General features: G+C 52.2%; 14 protein-coding genes. 11 read left to right on the top strand and 3 right to left on the bottom strand.

The features are described 5' to 3' along the window. Position 1: 1 nt before the first annotated feature. The 4 genes from rpe (at position 2) to B5E82_RS02285 (ending at position 4281) form a co-directional block, all read left to right on the top strand. On the top strand, positions 2-658 hold the full coding sequence (gene rpe, locus B5E82_RS02300; protein WP_087305794.1) for a ribulose-phosphate 3-epimerase: 657 nt from the start codon (positions 2-4) through the stop codon (positions 656-658). Then, positions 655-1308: a thiamine diphosphokinase gene (locus B5E82_RS02295; protein WP_087305793.1), complete on the top strand. Its 654-nt coding sequence runs from the start codon at positions 655-657 to the stop codon at positions 1306-1308. Before rpe ends, B5E82_RS02295 begins: the two co-directional genes overlap by 4 nt. Positions 1309-1617: 309 nt before the next feature. Continuing rightward, positions 1618-1845, top strand: a complete 228-nt coding sequence (locus tag B5E82_RS02290) for an HPr family phosphocarrier protein (protein ID WP_087305932.1) — start codon at positions 1618-1620, stop codon at positions 1843-1845. 78 nt (positions 1846-1923) lie between these two features. Further along, on the top strand, positions 1924-4281 hold the full coding sequence (locus B5E82_RS02285) for an ATP-dependent DNA helicase (RefSeq protein WP_087305792.1): 2358 nt from the start codon (positions 1924-1926) through the stop codon (positions 4279-4281). A gap of 33 nt (positions 4282-4314) precedes the next feature. On the opposite strand, the gene B5E82_RS02280 is transcribed toward B5E82_RS02285, so the two are convergent. Together B5E82_RS02280 and B5E82_RS02275 are read right to left on the bottom strand one after the other, a co-directional pair. After that, positions 4315-5193 carry a LysR family transcriptional regulator gene (locus tag B5E82_RS02280; protein WP_087305791.1) on the bottom strand — a complete coding sequence of 293 codons (879 nt, stop codon included), beginning with the start codon at positions 5191-5193 and terminating at the stop codon, positions 4315-4317. A 3-nt stretch (positions 5194-5196) separates the two neighbouring features. Further along, positions 5197-7452 (bottom strand): 6-pyruvoyl-tetrahydropterin synthase-related protein, encoded by a 2256-nt coding sequence (locus B5E82_RS02275; RefSeq protein ID WP_087305790.1) that lies wholly within the window; start codon positions 7450-7452, stop codon positions 5197-5199. Between the two features lie 389 nt (positions 7453-7841). Here B5E82_RS02275 and B5E82_RS02270 point away from each other — a divergent pair, with 389 nt between their 5' ends. The 5 genes from B5E82_RS02270 to B5E82_RS02250 all read left to right on the top strand — a co-directional run bounded on the left by B5E82_RS02270 (position 7842) and on the right by B5E82_RS02250 (position 16687). Continuing rightward, positions 7842-11591, top strand: a complete 3750-nt coding sequence (locus B5E82_RS02270) for a phosphoribosylformylglycinamidine synthase (RefSeq protein ID WP_087305789.1) — start codon at positions 7842-7844, stop codon at positions 11589-11591. A gap of 126 nt (positions 11592-11717) precedes the next feature. After that, a complete protein-coding gene (locus B5E82_RS02265; protein ID WP_087305788.1) occupies positions 11718-13229 on the top strand; it encodes an ArnT family glycosyltransferase in 1512 nt (503 codons plus the stop codon). Next, on the top strand, positions 13226-14791 hold the full coding sequence (locus B5E82_RS02260) for an ArnT family glycosyltransferase (RefSeq protein WP_087305787.1): 1566 nt from the start codon (positions 13226-13228) through the stop codon (positions 14789-14791). The genes B5E82_RS02265 and B5E82_RS02260 overlap by 4 nt, the downstream gene beginning before the upstream one ends. Further along, on the top strand, positions 14769-16310 hold the full coding sequence (locus tag B5E82_RS02255) for an ArnT family glycosyltransferase (RefSeq protein WP_087305786.1): 1542 nt from the start codon (positions 14769-14771) through the stop codon (positions 16308-16310). The genes B5E82_RS02260 and B5E82_RS02255 overlap by 23 nt, the downstream gene beginning before the upstream one ends. Positions 16311-16366: 56 nt before the next feature. Continuing rightward, positions 16367-16687 (top strand): DUF1540 domain-containing protein, encoded by a 321-nt coding sequence (locus B5E82_RS02250; RefSeq protein WP_087305785.1) that lies wholly within the window; start codon positions 16367-16369, stop codon positions 16685-16687. 3 nt (positions 16688-16690) lie between these two features. Here B5E82_RS02250 and B5E82_RS02245 read toward each other — a convergent pair whose 3' ends face one another. Next, on the bottom strand, positions 16691-17065 hold the full coding sequence (locus B5E82_RS02245; RefSeq protein WP_087305784.1) for a TIGR04086 family membrane protein: 375 nt from the start codon (positions 17063-17065) through the stop codon (positions 16691-16693). Between the two features lie 259 nt (positions 17066-17324). On the opposite strand from B5E82_RS02245, the gene scfA reads away from it, so the two are divergent. Together scfA and scfB are read left to right on the top strand one after the other, a co-directional pair. Then, complete coding sequence (gene scfA, locus B5E82_RS02240; RefSeq protein ID WP_087305931.1) at positions 17325-17471, top strand: six-cysteine ranthipeptide SCIFF; 147 nt, start codon at positions 17325-17327, stop codon at positions 17469-17471. 190 nt (positions 17472-17661) lie between these two features. After that, complete coding sequence (scfB, locus tag B5E82_RS02235) at positions 17662-19116, top strand: thioether cross-link-forming SCIFF peptide maturase (protein WP_087305783.1); 1455 nt, start codon at positions 17662-17664, stop codon at positions 19114-19116.

The raw sequence follows: 19116 nt of genomic DNA, 5'->3' as shown, positions 1-19116 counted from the left end.
CATGAACAAACTGGCACCGTCGATTCTTTCGGCAGATTTCGCGGCCCTTGGCGAGGATGTAAAGAGAGTGGAGAACGCAGGAGCGCAGTATCTTCACATTGACGTGATGGATGGAAGTTTTGTGCCCAGCCTTTCACTGGGATTTCCAGTTATTGAGTCGATCCGCAGAAATTCCGTGATGGTGTTTGACGTACATCTGATGATCTGCGATCCGGACCGCTATATCCGCGCGTTTGCAGATGCGGGAGCTGATATAATCACGGTCCACGCGGAGGCATGTACGCATCTGAACCGGACGGTGGCTGCTATCAAAGAAGCAGGGGTGAAGGCGGGAGTTGCCCTGAATCCGGCTACGCCGCTGACGGCCCTGGATTACATTCTGGAGGATGTGGATATGGTCCTTCTGATGACGGTCAATCCCGGATTTGGAGGACAGAAGTATATTGAGAGTTCCACCCGCAAGATCCGTGAGCTCCGAAAGATGATCGAGGAACGGAAGCTGGAGACGGATATCGAGGTAGACGGCGGCATCAAGCTGAACAATGTGAAGACGGTGCTCGATGCGGGAGCCAATGTGATTGTGGCAGGCTCCGCCGTGTTCTCCGGAGACGCGGAGAAAAACGTGGCGGATTTCCTTCAGATTCTGGAGGGAAAATGAGAACACTGATTGTAAGCGGGGGCAGAATCGGACGCGGTTTTGCCCTGTCCTTTTTGGAAACGGAGAGGTTTGACCGGATCATCGGAGTGGATAACGGACTGCGTTTTCTTTATGAGAATGGAATTATGCCCACGCATGTGGTGGGAGATTTCGATACGGCTGCCCCGGAGCTGGTGGATTATTACCGGAGCAGAGATGAGATTGAGATACGGACCTTCAATCCGGTGAAGGATTCCACGGATACGCAGATTGCCATAGAATTGGCTCTGGAACTTCAGAGTACGGAGATTGTCATTCTGGGCGGAACGGGAAGCCGCATCGATCATGTGCTGGGGAACATTCAGAGCCTGATGCTGGCTAAGACGGCGGGAGTCTCCTGCATGATTCTGGATGAAAACAACAGGATTCGTCTGATTGACGGGGAGACTGTTCTGACAAAAGAGGAGCAGTATGGAAACTATGTTTCGCTGATTCCGCTTACGACTGAGGTGACAGGGGTAGATCTGATCGGGTTTAAATATCCGCTCAGCAACCATACCTTTACCAGTACCGGGAGCGGGAGCCTTGGCGTCAGCAATGAGATCCTGGAGGATGTGGGAAGAATCCGGATGAAATCGGGGGTTTTTGTCATGGTAGAAGCCAGAGATTAGCATAAAATTTGATAGAAAACGACAAATCCTTTACAAAATCTTTACAACGGTTTTTGCAAAATAAAAATGCAGGAATTTCCATTTTTTGAAAAACACAGAAAGGATTTCGGCAGTCTGCATATTAAAATTGTATAGATTTCATAAAAAAGATAAGAATATCAGCAGCGGCAGGGAGGCGTCCGTAAGGGTTGACAAATAAGGATGGGGCTGGCATAATACCTCCATTGACAGTGTTAAGAGACTGCCATTACGGAATCATCCACTGTAACTGTAACAGTATAATTTTTAACCTTTAAGGAGTGTATGAAAGTGCAGGAAAGAAAGATTAAACTGAATGCTGCTGAAGACGTGAAGGAGTTTGTACGTGGTGCGAGCCAGTGTGACTTTGACGTGGATATCTGTTATAACCGGATTATGATTGATGCAAAGTCTTTGCTTGGCGTTCTCAGCATGGATCTGAATCGGGAGCTGACCGTGAAATGCCATGGAGAAAGCGGAGATTTCGACCGTGTACTTGCCAAGTTCGCGGTTGCCTGAGCTGGCATATAAAGAATGGAAGTAATGGGAAAAGAGAGTCTGGTTTACCGGGCTCTCTTTTTGTGCTAGAATGAGCCTATGGACGAGGTGAAAACAGAAATCCGGATCTCTGTCCGCGCGTTGGTGGAATTTATTCTGCGGGAAGGAGATCTGGACAATCGAAGAACAGGAAAGGCGGATCTTCAGGCCATGCAGGCCGGAGGACGTCTTCACAGAAAAATACAGAGAAGGATGGGAGCAGGTTACGCCGCAGAGGTTCCGCTGAAGATCACAGTTCCCATGAAGGGCTTTGACTGTGTGGTCGAGGGAAGGGCTGACGGTATTTTCGCGGAGGACGGAACGGAGTGGATTGATGAGATCAAAGGAGTATACCGGGATTTGAATCTTATCGAACAGCCTGTGGGAGTGCATCTGGCCCAGGCTCTCTGCTACGCGTATATCTATGCGGCGCAGCACGATCTCCCTCAGATGGGAGTGCAGCTGACCTATGGAAATCTGGAAACAGAGGAACTGAAAATGTTTCGTGAAACCAGAAGCCGGGAGGAACTGGAGGAATGGTTTCACAGACTGATGCGGGAATATGAGAAATGGGCAGCGTTTCAGTTTGAATGGAAGAAGATCCGGAAAGAAAGCATCCGGCTTCTGGAATTTCCTTTCCCCTACCGGGAAGGACAGAAAGAGCTGGCGGCGGGCGTATACCGGACGATTGCCAGAAAAAAGCGCCTGTTTATCCAGGCGCCTACCGGAGTGGGAAAGACGATCTCCACCGTGTTTCCTGCTGTAAAGGCGGTGGGGGAAGAACTGGGAGACCGCATTTTCTATCTGACGGCCAAGACCGTGACGCGTACTGTGGCAGAAGAGGCGTTTCGCATTTTACGCGGCAGTGGACTGCGGATGAAGACAGTGACTCTGACTGCAAAGGAAAAACTGTGCGTCTGCGGGGAGACTTTGTGCAATCCGGAAAACTGTCCTTATGCCGGGGGACATTTTGACCGGATCAATGACGCGGTGTTTGAACTTCTTACAAAAGGACCGGATGAGCTGAGCAGAGAGGTTCTGCTGGCGCAGGCGCACAAACACAGGGTCTGTCCCTTTGAGCTGAGCCTGGACACAGCTTCCTGGACCGATGGAGTGATCTGCGATTACAATTATGTCTTTGATCCGAATGTACGCCTGAAACGGTTCTTTGCCGAGGGGATAAAGGGGGAGTATCTCTTTTTGATTGACGAGGCCCATAATCTGGTGGAGAGAGGAAGAGAGATGTTCAGCGCCTCTCTCTGTAAAGAAGATTTTCTGGAACTGAAGCGTAAGCTGAAAGGGCGGTACAGAAAAGCGGAACGCTGCCTGGAACGCTGCAACAAATATCTGCTGAGTCTGAAAAAGGAATGTGACACCTGGCAGCTTCATGAAGATGTGGGAGCCTTTGTGCTTCAGCTTCTGTCCCTTTCTACGGAGCTTGACCGGATACGGGAAGAAGGGACGGAGCCGGAACTTCAGCAGGAGATACTGGATTTCTGGTTTCAGATCCGGGATTTTCTGAATACAGCGGACAGGCTGGATGAAAACTATGTGATCTACAGCGAGCTTGGAGGTGACGGGCGTTTCCGGCTGAAGCTGTACTGTGTGGAGACGGCAAAAGCCTTAAGAGAATGCTTGGATAAAGGAAACGCTGCCATTTTCTTCTCCGCCACGCTGCTGCCCATGCCTTACTATAAGCATCTGCTTGGAGAAGAAGATGATTATGCGGTCTATGCCCGTTCTCCCTTTTCACCGGATAAACGGCTCCTGCTTCTGGGACAGGATGTGAGCAGCCGCTATACCAGAAGAAACCATACAGAGTATGAGCGGATGGCAGACTGGCTTGCCGTGATGGCGGGGGGAAAGAAGGGGAATTACCTGGCGTTCTTCCCTTCCTACCGGATGATGCTGGATGTGTATGATATTTTTGAGGAAAAGTATGGAGACTGTGTGGACTGCGTGCTGCAGAAGTCAGGAATGAAGGAAGAAGAACGGGAAGCCTTTCTGGGACGGTTTGAGGAGAAAGAGCAGGAAAGAAGCCTTCTGGGATTCTGCGTACTGGGAGGTATCTTTTCGGAAGGAATCGATCTGAAGCGGGAGGCGCTGATAGGCGCGGCCGTGGTCGGTACAGGCCTGCCCCTGGTCTGCCATGAAAGGGAGATTCTGCGGGGGTATTATGAAGAAAGAGAGATGGACGGCTTTGCCTACGCCTACCGGTACCCCGGCATGAATAAGGTGCTTCAGGCCGCAGGCCGCGTGATCCGCACAGATGAAGACAGGGGCGTGATTCTGCTTCTCGACGACCGTTTTCTGGGAAGCGAGTACCGGCGGCTGTTTCCGCTGGAGTGGGAGAGCTGTCAGGTCTGCAGGCTGAAGGACGCCGGGAAGAGGATTGAAGAGTTCTGGGAGGAATCGTGATGCTGTTATCAGAGCAGGAATACAGCCATGCGGTTATTCAAAATATTCCATGAACTTTTTTGCGGCCGGGCTCAAGGGGAGCTGTTCGCTGTGTACGATCATAAGCTGGCGGGGAGGAAGCTCTTCTGCCAGCATAATCTGAAACAGGTCCGGAGAAGTCCCCGGCAGACAGTAATCCGGCACAAAAGCGATTCCGAGACCGATGGAGGCCAGATCCAGCAGGAGATCGTTGCTGCTCAGCTCGATTTCAGGCACTAGATCCAGCTGATGCTGCTGAAAAAGATTGTGCAGGTACTCGCTGGTGGTACTCTGGCGGGTCAGCATGAGAATGGGATAGTTCAGAAGCTCCCGGAAGGTAAGCCTCTGGTTTTCCAGATCAAAATAATGGCGGTTGGCGATAAAGACATCCTGGAAACTGCGGACTTTTTTCAGGTGCCCGGAATTTCCCAGCCGGGAATTGGGGTAGTTGGTGAAAATCAGATCCACCTGGCCGTTCTCCAGCAGGTCCACGCAGCCAATGGAGGTCTGATTGGTGACTTTGATGTGAATGCCTGGAAATTCCTTGTGAAACCGGCTTAAATAAGGAACGAGAAAATAGCGGCAGATGGTGTCGCTGGCTCCGATGCGGAGCTGTCCGCCGCCCAGAGAACCGGCTTCCATGAGCTGGTTTTCCCCTCTTTGAATCAGATGAATGGCAGGCTCGATATGGCGCAGCAGAATCTCCCCCTCGGGAGTCAGCTGCACTTTTTTTGTACTGCGGATAAAGAGATTCTGATTCAGTTTTTTTTCCAGTACCTTTATGGACTGGCTCACTGCGGACTGTGAAATAAAAAGCTGCTTGGACGCCTCTGAAAAGCTTAAGGAAACGGCCACATGATAGAAGACTTTGTAAAGCTCGTAATTTATGTCCATGCGTTAAGCCTCCTTTCTTTTCCGGCAGGACAGTACGGCAAGGGCAGCCAGGCCGGCAAGCGTAAGAAGAGAGATGATATCTCCCACACGCCAGATGGCCGGAATCTCAAAATGAATGGTGACGGTACCGGAAGAAGTTTCAGGCAGAGTGATGCGCAGCCGGAGCAGTTCCGTGATATCGGTGGCAAGCTCATTTCCGTTTTCGTCTGTGACATGGTAGTAAGGATAATAGTTCAGCGGCGCTTCCACATAGGTCTCTCCGGTTCCGTCTGCCTTTTCGTAGGTAAAGGAAGCTTCTGTGCCGTTTTTGGATACCTGGCTCAGAGTGACTCCTTCAGAGACGTTAAAGGTTACATCCTGCGCCAGAAGACGCCGATAGCTGTAGTATGCTCCATCATCTGTGACAAGGTACAGATTGTCTGTATCGTTTACATGGTCCATCTGGGTGTCCCAGTCCATCAGGTGTTCCGCCTCGTTGGAAAAGTTTCCGAAATAGGTGCCTGAGGACCAGACCAGGAAGAAAGCGCAGCCCAGGAACAGAAGTTTTCTGAGAGAGCGGTCTTTGAACAGGTTATAGACTGCGATGGCAGAAGTGACGCAGAGAAACACAGTCGCAAAGGGCAGGAAACGGAACGCAAACTGAATCGCGCCTGCAAGCCGGTTCAGAATCTCAACTCTCTGGATAATGTCCCAGGGGAAATAGACACTGGACGCGTAGACGGACAGGCCGCCCAGGGCCAGACACCAGCCGCCAAGCTGTCTGTGCCAGCGGGGAAGCTTCTGGTTTTTCCGGAAACAGAGGGAGATGAAGAGCAGGCTTCCGGCCAGCAGAAGGACGCCAAGGGAATAGGGCATCTCTCCGGTGGTAGTGCTCGGCCCCAGAGCGTCTGCGGCAGTATAGTTGTAAGATGGGTCAAAAAGCTGGAGGGCATACAGAGCATAGCCGGTAAGCGCCCGCGTATCCCCGTTCACCTGAAGAGGATAGCGGATCAGATCCAGAATCGGAATGATGGCCCACAGGTTCAGAAGAATGGTAGCGCCGGCCGCGATCAGAAGATGAACCAGTCTTTTTCTGTCTTTCAGACGCCGTATGCTGATCAGGCCAAAAAGAGCGCAGAAGCCCAGGGACAGCTCGGTGGAAATCATATGAGACTGGAACAGGCCGGTAAAGGCGATGACAGCTGTGATCCAGCGTCTGGAATCTCCGTAGAAGAGCTGATACATGCCCAGAATCAGAAGCGGAAGGAAGATGGCGGCCAGCACTTCTCCCAGGGCGGCTCTGGTGTATAGATTGAGCAGCCGGTAGGAAGCCAGCATATAGAAGAAGGAAGTGATGACGCCCAGCCTTCTGGAACGGCATAACCGTGAAAACGCATAGTAAGATACCCCTGCGGTGGCAAAGTTGACGCAGAGGAACAGCAGCTTATAGCAGCCCAGAGGAGACATTCCCATCCGGATCAGCAGAGCGAAGGGATAGAGAAAGGTCTCCGCGTAAAATACGGGGCCCATATAGCCAAAACCTTTAAAAATACCAGGGTGAATCCGTACAGGAAAGGATTCCGAAAACAGATCCCGGGAAAGATTAAACAGCCGTCCATAGTGGAAATACATATCATGGCCTTTCAGAAGCCAGGGAAAACATAAGGGCAGGGAAGACCAGACAGCCGCAAAGGAAAGCAGCAGAAGAATTTCAGGTCTTATTTTCCGTCTGCTGCGGTAAAGGAACAGCAGGGCGGAGCCCAGAAGAACCAGACCGGCACAAATATACGGATCATTGTAAAGGCCCGGATCAGACTGCAGATGGATTCCTGTAAAGGTCAGCGCGCTGTCAGTCTGGACACGGAACTGGATGCAGGAGAGGTATTCTTCTGTAGTAAAGGTTACGGAGACGGACTCTTCGCCGGGAATAACCTCTGCTTCAGCCAGAACGCGTCCGGAGGTATTGTCCTCGTTCAGATAGAGGGGATCGTAAACTTCTACCGTATTTCCGGCGGACGGAGAGCTGACAAAGAAAACCACCTGATAGGTGCCTGCCTTAAAATAGAAATCATTGCTGTTCAGCATCAGATTGCCGGCGCCGTCGGGAACTGACAGAAGACCTCCGTCCGTGCCTACAACGCCGATGGATTCTTCGGGATAATTCATGTCTGCCGATGTGAAATCCCGTTCCATATAGTTCTGAAAGGGCATGACCAGGATAGCAAGAAATAGAAACAGGGTCAGGAGAAGCTGGCCCCTGCAGGATCGAATCAGATTCATAAATGGTTACTCCTTCTATTTTTAGTGATTGCATTTAAAAACCGAAATTTAATCATATTATATCACATGGAAATAATAAAAACCATCCGTAAGCGGAGGAAATGAAAAAGAGACAGTCGGAGAGAAAGAAAAAAGGTAATAAGATACATTTATAAATAACTTTAAATCTATTAATTATACTTATCAAAACTTTTATGCTATGATAAAGCCAGGAATTGTTGCAGCAGGAATTATGTGGTATAATGTTCGGTAACAATGAGCGGAGCAAATCAGGCTGTATGGCTGTATACCGCCATACCGTGCAAAGCCGGATATATGCCGCGGAAGTTCGGCATAAAGCTGCGGCAAATCAGAAAATGCAGATGCAGGAAAGATGCAGGAGGTCGGTTATGGGCGATGTAAGAAGAGTTTATGTGGAAAAGAAGAAGGATTTTGCGGTAAAGGCGAAGGAACTGCAGGAGGAAATCAGAAGTTATCTCGGCATCGAGGGCGTAACAGGCGTGCGTGTGCTGATGCGCTACGATGTGGAGAATATTTCGGACGAAGTATTCGAGCAGGCCTGCCGGACTGTATTTTCCGAACCGCCGGTGGACATGCTTTACAGGGAAAGCTTTGCGTGCGCGCCGGGAGACCGGGTATTCAGTGTGGAGTATCTGCCGGGACAGTTTGATCAGAGAGCGGACTCAGCGGTACAGTGCGTAAGATTTCTGCGGGAGGACGAAGAGCCGGTGATCCGCACTGCCACCACGTATGTGATTGAGGGAACGGTATCTGAGGAAGAGCTTGCGTCTATTAAGAGCTTCTGCATCAATCCGGTGGATTCCCGCCAGTCTGAGGAAGAAAAGCCGGAGACTCTGGTGACCGTGTTTGAAGAGCCGGCGGATGTAAAAATCTTTGATGGCTTCTGCGATATGGAGGAAGCGGCCCTGAAAGAACTTTACACGTCCCTGAACCTGGCAATGACCTTCCGGGATTTTCTGCACATCCAGAATTATTTTCGGAATGAGGAAAAGAGAGATCCGTCCATGACGGAAATCCGGGTGCTGGATACCTACTGGTCCGATCACTGCCGCCATACGACCTTTTCCACAGAGCTTACGGATGTAAGCTTTGCGGACGGCTATTACCGGGAGCCCATCGAGGAGACCTACCGGCAGTATCTGTCTGACCGGAAAGAGATTTTTGGGGAACGGAAGGATAAGTTCGTCTGCCTGATGGATCTTGCGCTGATGGCCATGCGAAAGCTGAAGGCGGAAGGCAAACTGAACGATCAGGAAGAGTCCGAGGAAATCAATGCCTGCTCCATCGTAGTGCCGGTAGAAGTGGACGGCCAGACCGAGGAGTGGCTGGTAAACTTTAAAAACGAAACCCACAATCATCCCACAGAGATTGAGCCTTTCGGAGGCGCGGCCACCTGCCTTGGCGGAGCCATCCGCGATCCGCTGTCAGGAAGAACTTATGTATATCAGGCCATGCGTGTGACAGGAGCTGCTGATCCGACGGTATCCGTGAAGGAGACCCTGAAGGGCAAGCTGCCCCAGAAGAAGCTGGTGCGGGGAGCAGCCCAGGGCTACAGCTCCTATGGAAACCAGATCGGTCTGGCTACCGGGTATGTGAAGGAAATCTATCATCCGGATTATGTGGCGAAGCGTATGGAGATCGGCGCGGTTATGGGAGCGGCTCCCCGCCGTGATGTGATCCGCGAGACCTCCGATCCGGGCGATCTGATTATTCTGCTGGGCGGACGGACAGGCCGTGACGGCTGCGGCGGAGCCACCGGTTCTTCCAAGGTGCACACGGAGGCGTCTATCGAGACCTGCGGCGCCGAGGTGCAGAAAGGAAACGCGCCCACGGAGCGGAAGATTCAGAGACTGTTCCGCCGTCCGGAGGTAACCCGTCTTATCAAGAAGTGCAACGACTTCGGCGCGGGCGGTGTATCGGTAGCGATCGGCGAGCTGGCGGCAGGACTGCGGGTAAATCTGGATCTGGTTCCGAAGAAATACGCGGGCCTGGACGGAACAGAGATTGCGATTTCTGAGTCTCAGGAGCGTATGGCAGTTGTCGTGGACAAGAAGGACGAAGCGGCCTTCCTTGCCTATGCGGCGGAGGAAAATCTGGAGGCAACGACGGTAGCTGAGGTGACGGAGAGCCCGAGGCTTGTGCTTCTCTGGAGAGGAAAAGAGATTGTCAATATTTCCAGAGCTTTTCTGGATACGAACGGCGCTCATCAGGAGACGGCCGTGGCTGTGGACCTGCCTGATGAAAACCGGAAATATTTTGTGAGAAACGAAGTGGGCGACGTCCGCGCGAAGTGGATGGAGACCCTGAAAGACTTGAATGTATGCTCCCAGAAGGGGCTTGTGGAGATGTTCGACAGCTCCATCGGCGCGGGCAGCGTGCTGATGCCCTACGGCGGAAAGTATCAGCTGACGGAGACGCAGGCTATGGTGGCGAAGCTGCCGATGCTGAAGGGAAAGACGGATACTGTGACCATGATGAGCTACGGCTTTGATCCGTACCTGTCCAGCTGGAGCCCGTACCACGGAGCCGTATATGCGGTGATTGAGTCGGTGGCAAGAATCGTGGCTTCCGGCGGAGACTACCGGAAGATCCGCTTTACCTTCCAGGAGTATTTCCGCCGCATGACGGAAGACCCGCACCGCTGGAGCCAGCCCTTTGCGGCGCTCCTTGGCGCTTACAGCGCGCAGCTGGGATTTGGTCTGCCGTCCATCGGAGGAAAGGACAGTATGTCCGGAACCTTCAACGATATTGACGTGCCGCCCACACTGGTGTCCTTTGCCGTGGATATCGGAAGCTGGCAGAATATCATTACTCCGGAGCTTAAGAAGGCAGGCAATAAGCTGGTGCTTCTCCGGATTGACCGCGACGCTTATGATCTGCCGGATTATGAGCAGATTAAGGACCTGTACGGCAAGTTCTTCGAGGACGTGAAGGCGGGACGCATCATCTCCGCTTACGCGCTGGACGGCTCCGGACTTGCGGCAGCTGTCAGCAAGATGTCCTTTGGAAATCGGCTTGGCGTAAAGATTGAGCACAATGTAGATCCGCGGGATCTCTTTACCGCAGGCTTCGGAAATATTGTGGCTGAGGTTCCCGACGGAAAGGTGGGCGAACTGGCCATTACCTATACGCTGATAGGCGAGGTGACGGAGTGCGGCATCTCCTACAGCAATATGTACATTGATACAGAGGAAGCTCTGACTGCATGGGAAGAGCCGCTGGAGAAGGTATTCCCCACGGTGGCGGTTCCGGGAGCGGAAAAGGTGGAAAGCCCGCTGTACCATGCGGATCAGGTCTATGTATGCCGGCACAAGGTAGCGAGACCGACCGTATTTATCCCGGTATTCCCGGGAACAAACTGTGAGTATGACAGTGCGAAGGCCTTCGAGAGGGCAGGCGCCGACGTGGTGACCAAGGTGTTCCGGAACCTGACGGCTTCGGATATCCGGGAATCTGTGGAAGTGTTTGAAAAAGCCATCAGCCAGGCGCAGATCATTATGTTCCCGGGGGGCTTCTCCGCAGGCGACGAGCCGGACGGCTCCGCGAAATTTTTTGCGACAGCCTTCCAGAACGCCCACATTAAAGAAGCTGTTACGAAGCTCTTAAATGAGCGCGACGGTCTGGCTCTTGGAATCTGCAACGGCTTCCAGGCGCTGATCAAGCTGGGTCTGGTGCCCTACGGCGAGATTGTGGGACAGACGGAGAATTCTCCGACCCTGACCTTTAACACCATCAACCGCCATGTATCTAAGATGGTTTACACGAAGGTGATGACAGACAAGTCTCCGTGGCTTGCCCTGGCGGAAGTGGGCAAGACTTACGTGAATCCGGCTTCCCACGGAGAAGGCCGCTTCGTAGCGGACAAAGAGTGGATTGATAAGCTCTTTGCGAACGGACAGGTGGCGACCCAGTACGTGACGCCGGAAGGCGAGGCCAGCATGGACGAATACTGGAACGTAAACGGTTCTTATGCAGCTATTGAGGGAATCACAAGCCCGGATGGAAGAGTGCTTGGAAAGATGGCGCACAGCGAGCGCCGGGATGAGGCTGTGGCCATCAATATCTACGGCGAGCAGGACATGAAGATTTTTGAGTCCGGCGTGGCGTACTTTAAATAAAAAATGAGTTCCGGCGACGGAACATTCCGCAGGGCGGGGTCTGGACAACAGGCCTTCCGCCCTGAGTGCGTAACGGGGAAAGCCAGTTTTGGCTGAAAAAGTCTGGATAGGATGAAGAGGATTTCAATGGCAGTTACGGGATGGGATAAGCTGACAAGGAAACTGGAGCCGCTGGCCGGAAAGCTGATTTTGATTGGCGCGGGTGTGCCGTCGGCGTTTCTGTTCCTGTACAGCCTGATTTTTACGACGGTTTATGAAAGCAACGATCTGGAGGCACCCTCTCAGGTAACGGACCCGGTGCCGCTGATTCTGTTGTTTGTGACTGTTGGACTTGCGTTTCTTTTCTTTGCGGGAAGACTGCTTCTGAAATATGAGCAGAACCGGAAGCGGAACCTGAATCTGCTGCTGGGAGCCGTGCTGCTGCATTGCGCTGTGTTCTGCACTGCATGGAATCTTCTGGCCCAGAGCGCGCTCCGGGCAGATCCGCTGTATGTTCATGTGATTGCAGGAGGCTTTGCCACAGGGGACATTTCTGAGAGCGGCATGGATTATCTCTATACCTACCCGCACCAGGCGGGTCAGGCCCTGCTTCTGGAACTGGTATACCGGATATTCGGCTATGAGAATCTGCTGGCATTCCGGCTGCTGAATACGCTGGGAGTGCTGGTGTTTGTGTACAGCGGGTATCAGATTACCGGTCTGCTTTATGAGAAGGATACGGTAAAGGTGAATTTTCTTCTGCTGAGCGCAGGCTGTGTTCCCTTACTGATCTATACAAATGTGATCTATGGGGAAGTGCTGGCGGTGGCAGCGGTATCCTTTGCCGTCTGGATGCTCCTGCTCTGGTTCCGGGAGAAGAAGCTCTGGCAGTTTATTTTGTTTCTGCTGGCGATGGTTTTCGCCGTGTATATGAAGAATAATTCTCTCATTGCTGCGGTGGCTGCCGGAGGAGTGATGCTCTGCAAGGCAGTGGCAGAGCGGAGAAAGAAGCTTGCAGCCTGTGTGATTCCGCTGGTACTGGTTTTGCTGGCGGCACAGCCATTGATGACGCGGCTTTATGAATATCGGAGCGGCTGGCCCCTGGATCAGGGAATGCCGAAAAACCTCTGGGTGGCAATGGGACTTCAGGGAGAAGGCATGACCTCCGGCTGGTGGAATGAATTTCCGGTTCGGGTTTACAAGGAGCAGGCAGGCTATAATCCGGAGACAGCGAAAGAACTGGGAGATGCGGCCATTGCTGTATCGATTCAGGGCTTTGCGGAAAGTCCGAAGGCTGCGGCAGTCTTCTTCGCCCGTAAATTTGTGAGCCAGTGGAATGACGCAGGCTATGGCTGCCAGGTTTCTTCCGGAAGCCAGGACACTCCGCTGCTGGAATTCTGGATGAACGGCTATCATTCCCTGGTGTTTCTGGGAGCGGCAGGCTTTGCCCTGCTCCGCTTCAAAAAGCAGAAAAGAGTAGAGGAGTGTCTGCCTCTGCTGATTCTTCTGGGAGGATTTCTATTTCACATGGCCTGGGAGGTCAAGGGAAGGTACGGACTGTTCTATTTCGCGCTCCTGCTTCCTGCGGCAGCAGCCGGGCTTGAGGAAATAATTACATGGCTGGTACGGCTGTGGAACAGGAGTAAGAAGGCGCAATGAGAAAAGAATTTCAAATGCAGAGGCTGGAAGGCATGGCAGCCGGCATGGTACATGTGCTTGGCATCATCATTTTTGCGCTGCTGTGCGTGACAAGCCTGATTTTTACAAGATTTTTTCCGGCAGGCTGTGATCCGGAGATTCCTTACAATCAGATAGATTTTTTCCTGGTTACGCTGCTGGGCGCGGTGATTCTGGCGGTTTTGGCGCTGTGGCTCGGATGTTTTCTGACGCGAAAGGAAGAGAAGGCGGAAAGAAACCTCAGACTGCTTTTGTCTGTGGTGCTGCTCTGGATTCTGGCGGCGGGGATTCTGTGGATCTGGTGGTCCAAAAGCACTCCGGTTTCTGATCAGTATATGACCTACACCAGCGCCCAGAGATTTCTGGAAGGCAACTACGGGCGTCTGGAATATGGAAAGTATCTGTACTATTATCCGTTTCAGCTGGGGCTTACGGCCTGGGAATCTGTCGTGCTCGGCATCTTCGGAGCAGAAAATTATCAGGCTCTTCAGGTTGTCAATGTGTTGTGCTCTGTGCTCTGCGTGTATGCGGGATACCGGATTACCCGCCTTCTGTCTGAAAAACGGCAGGCAGCTGCTGCCTATCTGCTTTTCATGGCGTGCTGTTTTCCGCTTATTATTTACAATGTCTATGTCTACAATGACATACCTTCCCTTGCTCTGTGCATGACAGCGCTCTGGCAGTTCCTGCGCTATATGCGTAGGAAGAAGGTAAGCGGGGCGGTCCTGATGGTACTGTCTTTGTCTGTGGCTGTGGTGCTGCGCAATAACAGTCTGATTGTGATGATAGCTGTTCTCTGTGTACTTGCCGTGAAAGGAACTGCCTGCCGGCGCTGGCAGTATTTCTGCTGCGCGGCAGTTCTTCTGGTCTGCTGTCTGGGAAGCGGGACGGTATTGAAGCAGTATTATGAGCGGAAATCCGGGATTCCTGTCAACGATGGTATGCCGTCGATTCTCTGGATTGCCATGGGTATGCAGGAGGGAGATAAGGAAGCCGGATGGTATAACGGCTACTCCATCTATGTGTACCAGGATATGTGCAGCTACAATTCCAGGACTGCAGGTGACCTGGGGCTTGCGGAGGTAAAGAACAGAGCGAAAGAATTTCTGGGAGACCCGGCATACGCGCTGGATTTCTATTTCCGGAAATTCACAAGCCAGTGGACGGAACCCACATACGGCTGCTTTATCATGACCTATGCCACGGACAATGAGAGAAGCGCCTTTGGAGAGAGCCTGTATACAGGACTGCCGAACCGGATTCTGCAAAAAATGATGGATTCCTACCAGCTTTTGATTTATTCACTGGTACTGTTCCTGCTGATTTACACAAAGAGGAAAAAGAAGAAAGTGGATCTGGAATGGTACGTGCTTCTGATCGCGGTGATCGGCGGAGTGCTGTTTCACGAGCTCTGGGAAGCAAAATCCAGATATGTATTTCCCTACTTTATCATGATGATCCCCTTGGCGGCGGAAGGGCTTGGCCTGCTTTCCGGCTGTCTCGGGAAACGGAGGACGAAAGATGAAGCTTCTGAAAGCGGCTGACAGGACGGTGTCTGTCCTTGGCCTGTTACTGTTTGGAGCTCTGACGGGCTTCAGCCTGTTCACTACGGTATACTTTAAAACCACGTATGAGGAGATTCCTTATCAGATGGGAGACATTCTGCCTCTGGTGCTTGTGATCTGCGCGCTGGCCGTCTGGGCCATGTATGGGATATCCGGATGGATCCTGAAAAAGGAGGAAGGCCAGGAAAGGCGGATTCAGATTCTGCTTGGCGCAGTGCTGGTGTATGTTCTGGCATTTACAGTCTGGTGGGTCTTTGCGGCAAAATGTATTCCGGTGGGAGATCAGGCGTCTGTGTGTACGGCGGCAGAGGGCTTTCGCACGGGCGATTATTCCATGCTGACGATGGATTCCTATGAGCGGTATCTGTACATCCATCCCCATCAGCTGGGGCTTACCGCTTTGATTGAACTGGTTTTTGCCATTTTCGGCAATGGAAACCATATGGCATTTCAACTGTTGAACTGCGTGGGTGCGGCAGTCTGTGTGTACAGCGGCTACCGGATTACCAGGCTCCTGACTGCGGACAGGCGTGCCTGGATCTACTATCTGTTTCTGGCGGCGGCCTGCTTTCCGCTGTTCTTTTATGTGACCTTTGTGTACGGAGAGATTCCGGCTCTTACCTTTTGCCTGGCGGCAGTCTGGATGTTCCTGGAATACCGGAAAAAGGGCGGCGTCTGGTGGCTGATCGGCTGCTGCATTGCCTGTGCGCTGGCCTGCCTTGTCCGCAATAACAGCCTGATTCTTCTGATTGCCTTTGTGCTGGTCCTGCTTGTGACTGCTCTGGGAGAGAAGAAGCTTCGACCGGTGCTGGCTTCGGTTCTTCTTGTGGCAGTGTTCCTGGGAGGCCGTTTCTGCCTGCGGACGGTGTACGAGCAGCGTTCCGGCGTGGAGATCAATGACGGAGCCCCCATGATTCTCTATGTGGCGATGGGAATGCAGAAGGGAGAAGGCGCACCGGGCTGGTCCAACGGCTATATTCTGCACAATTACTGGGGAGAATCGGATTTTGATTCAGAGGCGTCCACGGCCATGGCTATCCGGGACATTGGGGATTCCGTAGATGGTTTTGTGGAAAATCCCGGATATGCGTTCTGGTTTTATGTGGAAAAGTTCACCAGCCAGTGGAACGATCCCACCTATGAGTGCTTTGCCATGACCCATATCAACGGTTCGGCCAGAGGGCCGGTGGCGAACAGCATGTTTGACGGAAAACTCCATACGCTCATGACCTGGTTTATGAACCAGTATCAGAGTCTGATTTTTATCGGCGTATTCTGCTGGCTCCTGTTTGGCTTCTGGAAAAAGAAAGGACTGGAAGACCATGCGCTTCTGATCACCATCATCGGCGGCTTCCTGTTTCATATGCTCTGGGAGGCGAAAGGACGCTATATTCTGCCTTATTTTGTCATGATGCTGCCTATGGCGGCTGTGGGACTGTCGGAGCTTTCCGCGCGGGTACGTGCGTGGCTTGTTCAGAAAGGCGTGGCGCGTGCATAAGTCACTTCAAATTACACATAATAGATCCAACATGATAAGTTGGAGGTAAATTTGAAATGACAAGATTGGACTGCACCGTAACAAGCTGCCTGTACAATAAGGAGCGCTGCTGCTGTAAGGATAATATCGAGGTGACAGGCGACCACGCCAGACACTCCAGAGATACCTGCTGCATCAGCTTTCGGGAGCGCACCGCAGATGGGGTGAGAAGCTCTGTAGATATTCCTACAAAAAATACAGATGTGATCTGCCAGGCTGTGGAATGCACCTTTAATGAGAACTGCCACTGCCAGGCAAAGCACATCAGTGTGGCAGGAGGAGCGGCCTGTGACTGCCGGGAGACAGAGTGCGCCACATTCCGCTGCAAGTGCGAATAGAAGCTACGATACCATCCCGCCCAGAGTTCCCCCTGCCATACAGAGGATCAGCGTCGTCACAAAGTGAGAGGAGCTGCCGGAAAAGCCCTGGCCTACAGCCAGAGAGATGATGGCCAGAACTGCGAAATAGAGAAGGCCAAAGGCGCCTCCCCAGAGAAATTTCCGGGTTTTCATCATTTTCCCTTCCAGAAAACCACCGAGAAAGCAGGCGGCGACGTAGATGGCAATGATGCCAATGTTTACGACGGATTCTGACAGCTGCAGCTTATACAGCAGAAGAGCAAGCAGAAGAAGCAGAAGCCCTGTAACGATATAAGCGGCAAGAAGAGATTTGATCAGCCGGACTGCAGCGTCCTGGCAGGCTTTCCCTTTTTCCATAACGATTCCTCCCCGGATTTGAATGATTCACAGTTCAGCCGCGGGGAAATATCCGGCAGGGCTGAACGTTTGCTGAAACTGGTATAATATATGAACAGGCATGTAAAAAAATACTTTTAAATCTTCCGGGGATATGATATACTTGATAAAAGATACGTTCGGCCGCAGGAGAAGTATGCGTTTCCGCCTTTTCCAGGCTGAAGTCAGGGACGTCCCTTATGAGACGTTCCGTAAGATAAGAGACAGGAGGGAAGTTATTATGAAGCATATTCAGACACTGAATACACAGATTCTGCAGAATACCGTAAAGAAGGGCGGCTGCGGAGAGTGCCAGACGTCCTGCCAGTCTGCCTGCAAGACATCCTGCACCGTAGGCAATCAGACGTGTGAGCAGCACAACAAATAAGAATCCGAAGATAGAAGCGTGAAGAACAAGGATGTCTCAAAAGCTCATGATTACAGGGCTTTTGAGGCATCCTTGTTCTGGTGTGGCGCTTCCGCGCCCCAGAGCGTGTCCGGAGAGTGAAAGCAGAAAAGTTTCAGACAACGGAAGAGAAAAAGATATTTTGGAAATATTTTACATAAGGAGTAAAAAAATGATACATCGTTATTATAACAACGGTTATTACATTGTACTGGATGTGAACAGCGGAGCGGTCCATGTGGTGGATGAGCTGGCTTATGAGGTGATCGGCCTTTATGAGAGCCGCGCCCGGGAAGAGATTGTGGAACAGCTGAAAGGCCGCTGGACAGAGGAAGAGATCCGGGAAGTGCTGGATGACGTGGAGGAGCTGAAGGCTCAGGGGACCCTGTTTACAGAGGATACCTATAAGGATCAGGTGATTGATTTTAAAAAGCGTTCTACAGTGGTAAAGGCGCTCTGCCTGCACATCGCCCACGATTGCAACCTGGCCTGCCGCTATTGTTTTGCTGAGGAAGGAGAGTACCATGGCCGCAGGGCTCTGATGAGCTATGAGGTGGGAAAACAGGCTCTGGATTTTCTGATTGCAAACTCCGGAAATCGAAGAAATCTGGAGGTGGATTTCTTCGGCGGCGAGCCGCTGATGAACTGGCAGGTAGTAAAAGATCTGGTAGCCTACGGCCGGGAGCAGGAGAAGCTTCACGACAAGAAATTCCGCTTTACCCTGACCACCAACGGCATTCTTCTGAATGATGAGGTTCAGGAATTTGTAAACCGGGAAATGAGCAACGTGGTCTTAAGCATTGACGGACGCAAAGAGGTCAACGACAAGATGCGTCCTTTCCGGAACGGACACGGCAGCTACGATCTGATCGTGCCGAAGTTCCAGAAGCTGGCTGAAAGCCGGAATCAGAACAATTACTACGTGCGCGGAACCTTTACCCGCAACAACCTGGATTTTTCCGAGGACGTGCTGCATCTGGCGGATCTGGGCTTCAAGCAGATCTCCGTGGAGCCGGTGGTGGCGGCTCCGGAAGAGCCCTATGCCATCCGGGAAGAGGACATTCCGGCGCTCTGCGAGCAGTACGACAAGCTGGCGGCGGAGATGGTGCGCCGACATGGAAAGGAAAATGATTTTAATTTCTTCCATTTCATGATTGACCTGACCGGAGGCCCCTGCGTCTACAAGAGGCTTTCAGGCTGTGGTTCAGGCACGGAGTATCTGGCTGTGACGCCCTGGGGAGATCTCTATCCCTGCCACCAGTTTGTGGGAAATGAGAAGTTCCTGATGGGAAATGTCTTTGACGGCGTGACCAATACAGAGCTGCGGGATGAATTTAAGTGCTGCAATGTGTACGCGAAGGAAAAATGTCAGAAGTGCTTTGCCAAGTTCTACTGCAGCGGCGGCTGCGCGGCCAACTCCTACAATTTCCACGGCTCCATCAACGATGCCTACGATATCGGCTGCGAGCTGCAGAAAAAGCGTGTAGAGTGCGCCATCATGATCAAGGCAGCCACCGCAGGACTGCAGACAGAAGCGGAAGATATGCGGACGGAGACGGAAGGCCTGCAGGAAGGAGCAGGGGAAGCCTGCGCAGAGTGCGGAGCCGCAGAATGCGCGCAGGGTTAA

It is taken from the genome of Lachnoclostridium sp. An138, from assembly GCF_002160765.1.
GTDB classification, from domain to species: domain Bacteria; phylum Bacillota; class Clostridia; order Lachnospirales; family Lachnospiraceae; genus Laedolimicola; species Laedolimicola faecalis.
Note: the sequence above shows the minus strand (reverse complement) of the source record. Positions and strands in the feature narration are given on the sequence as shown.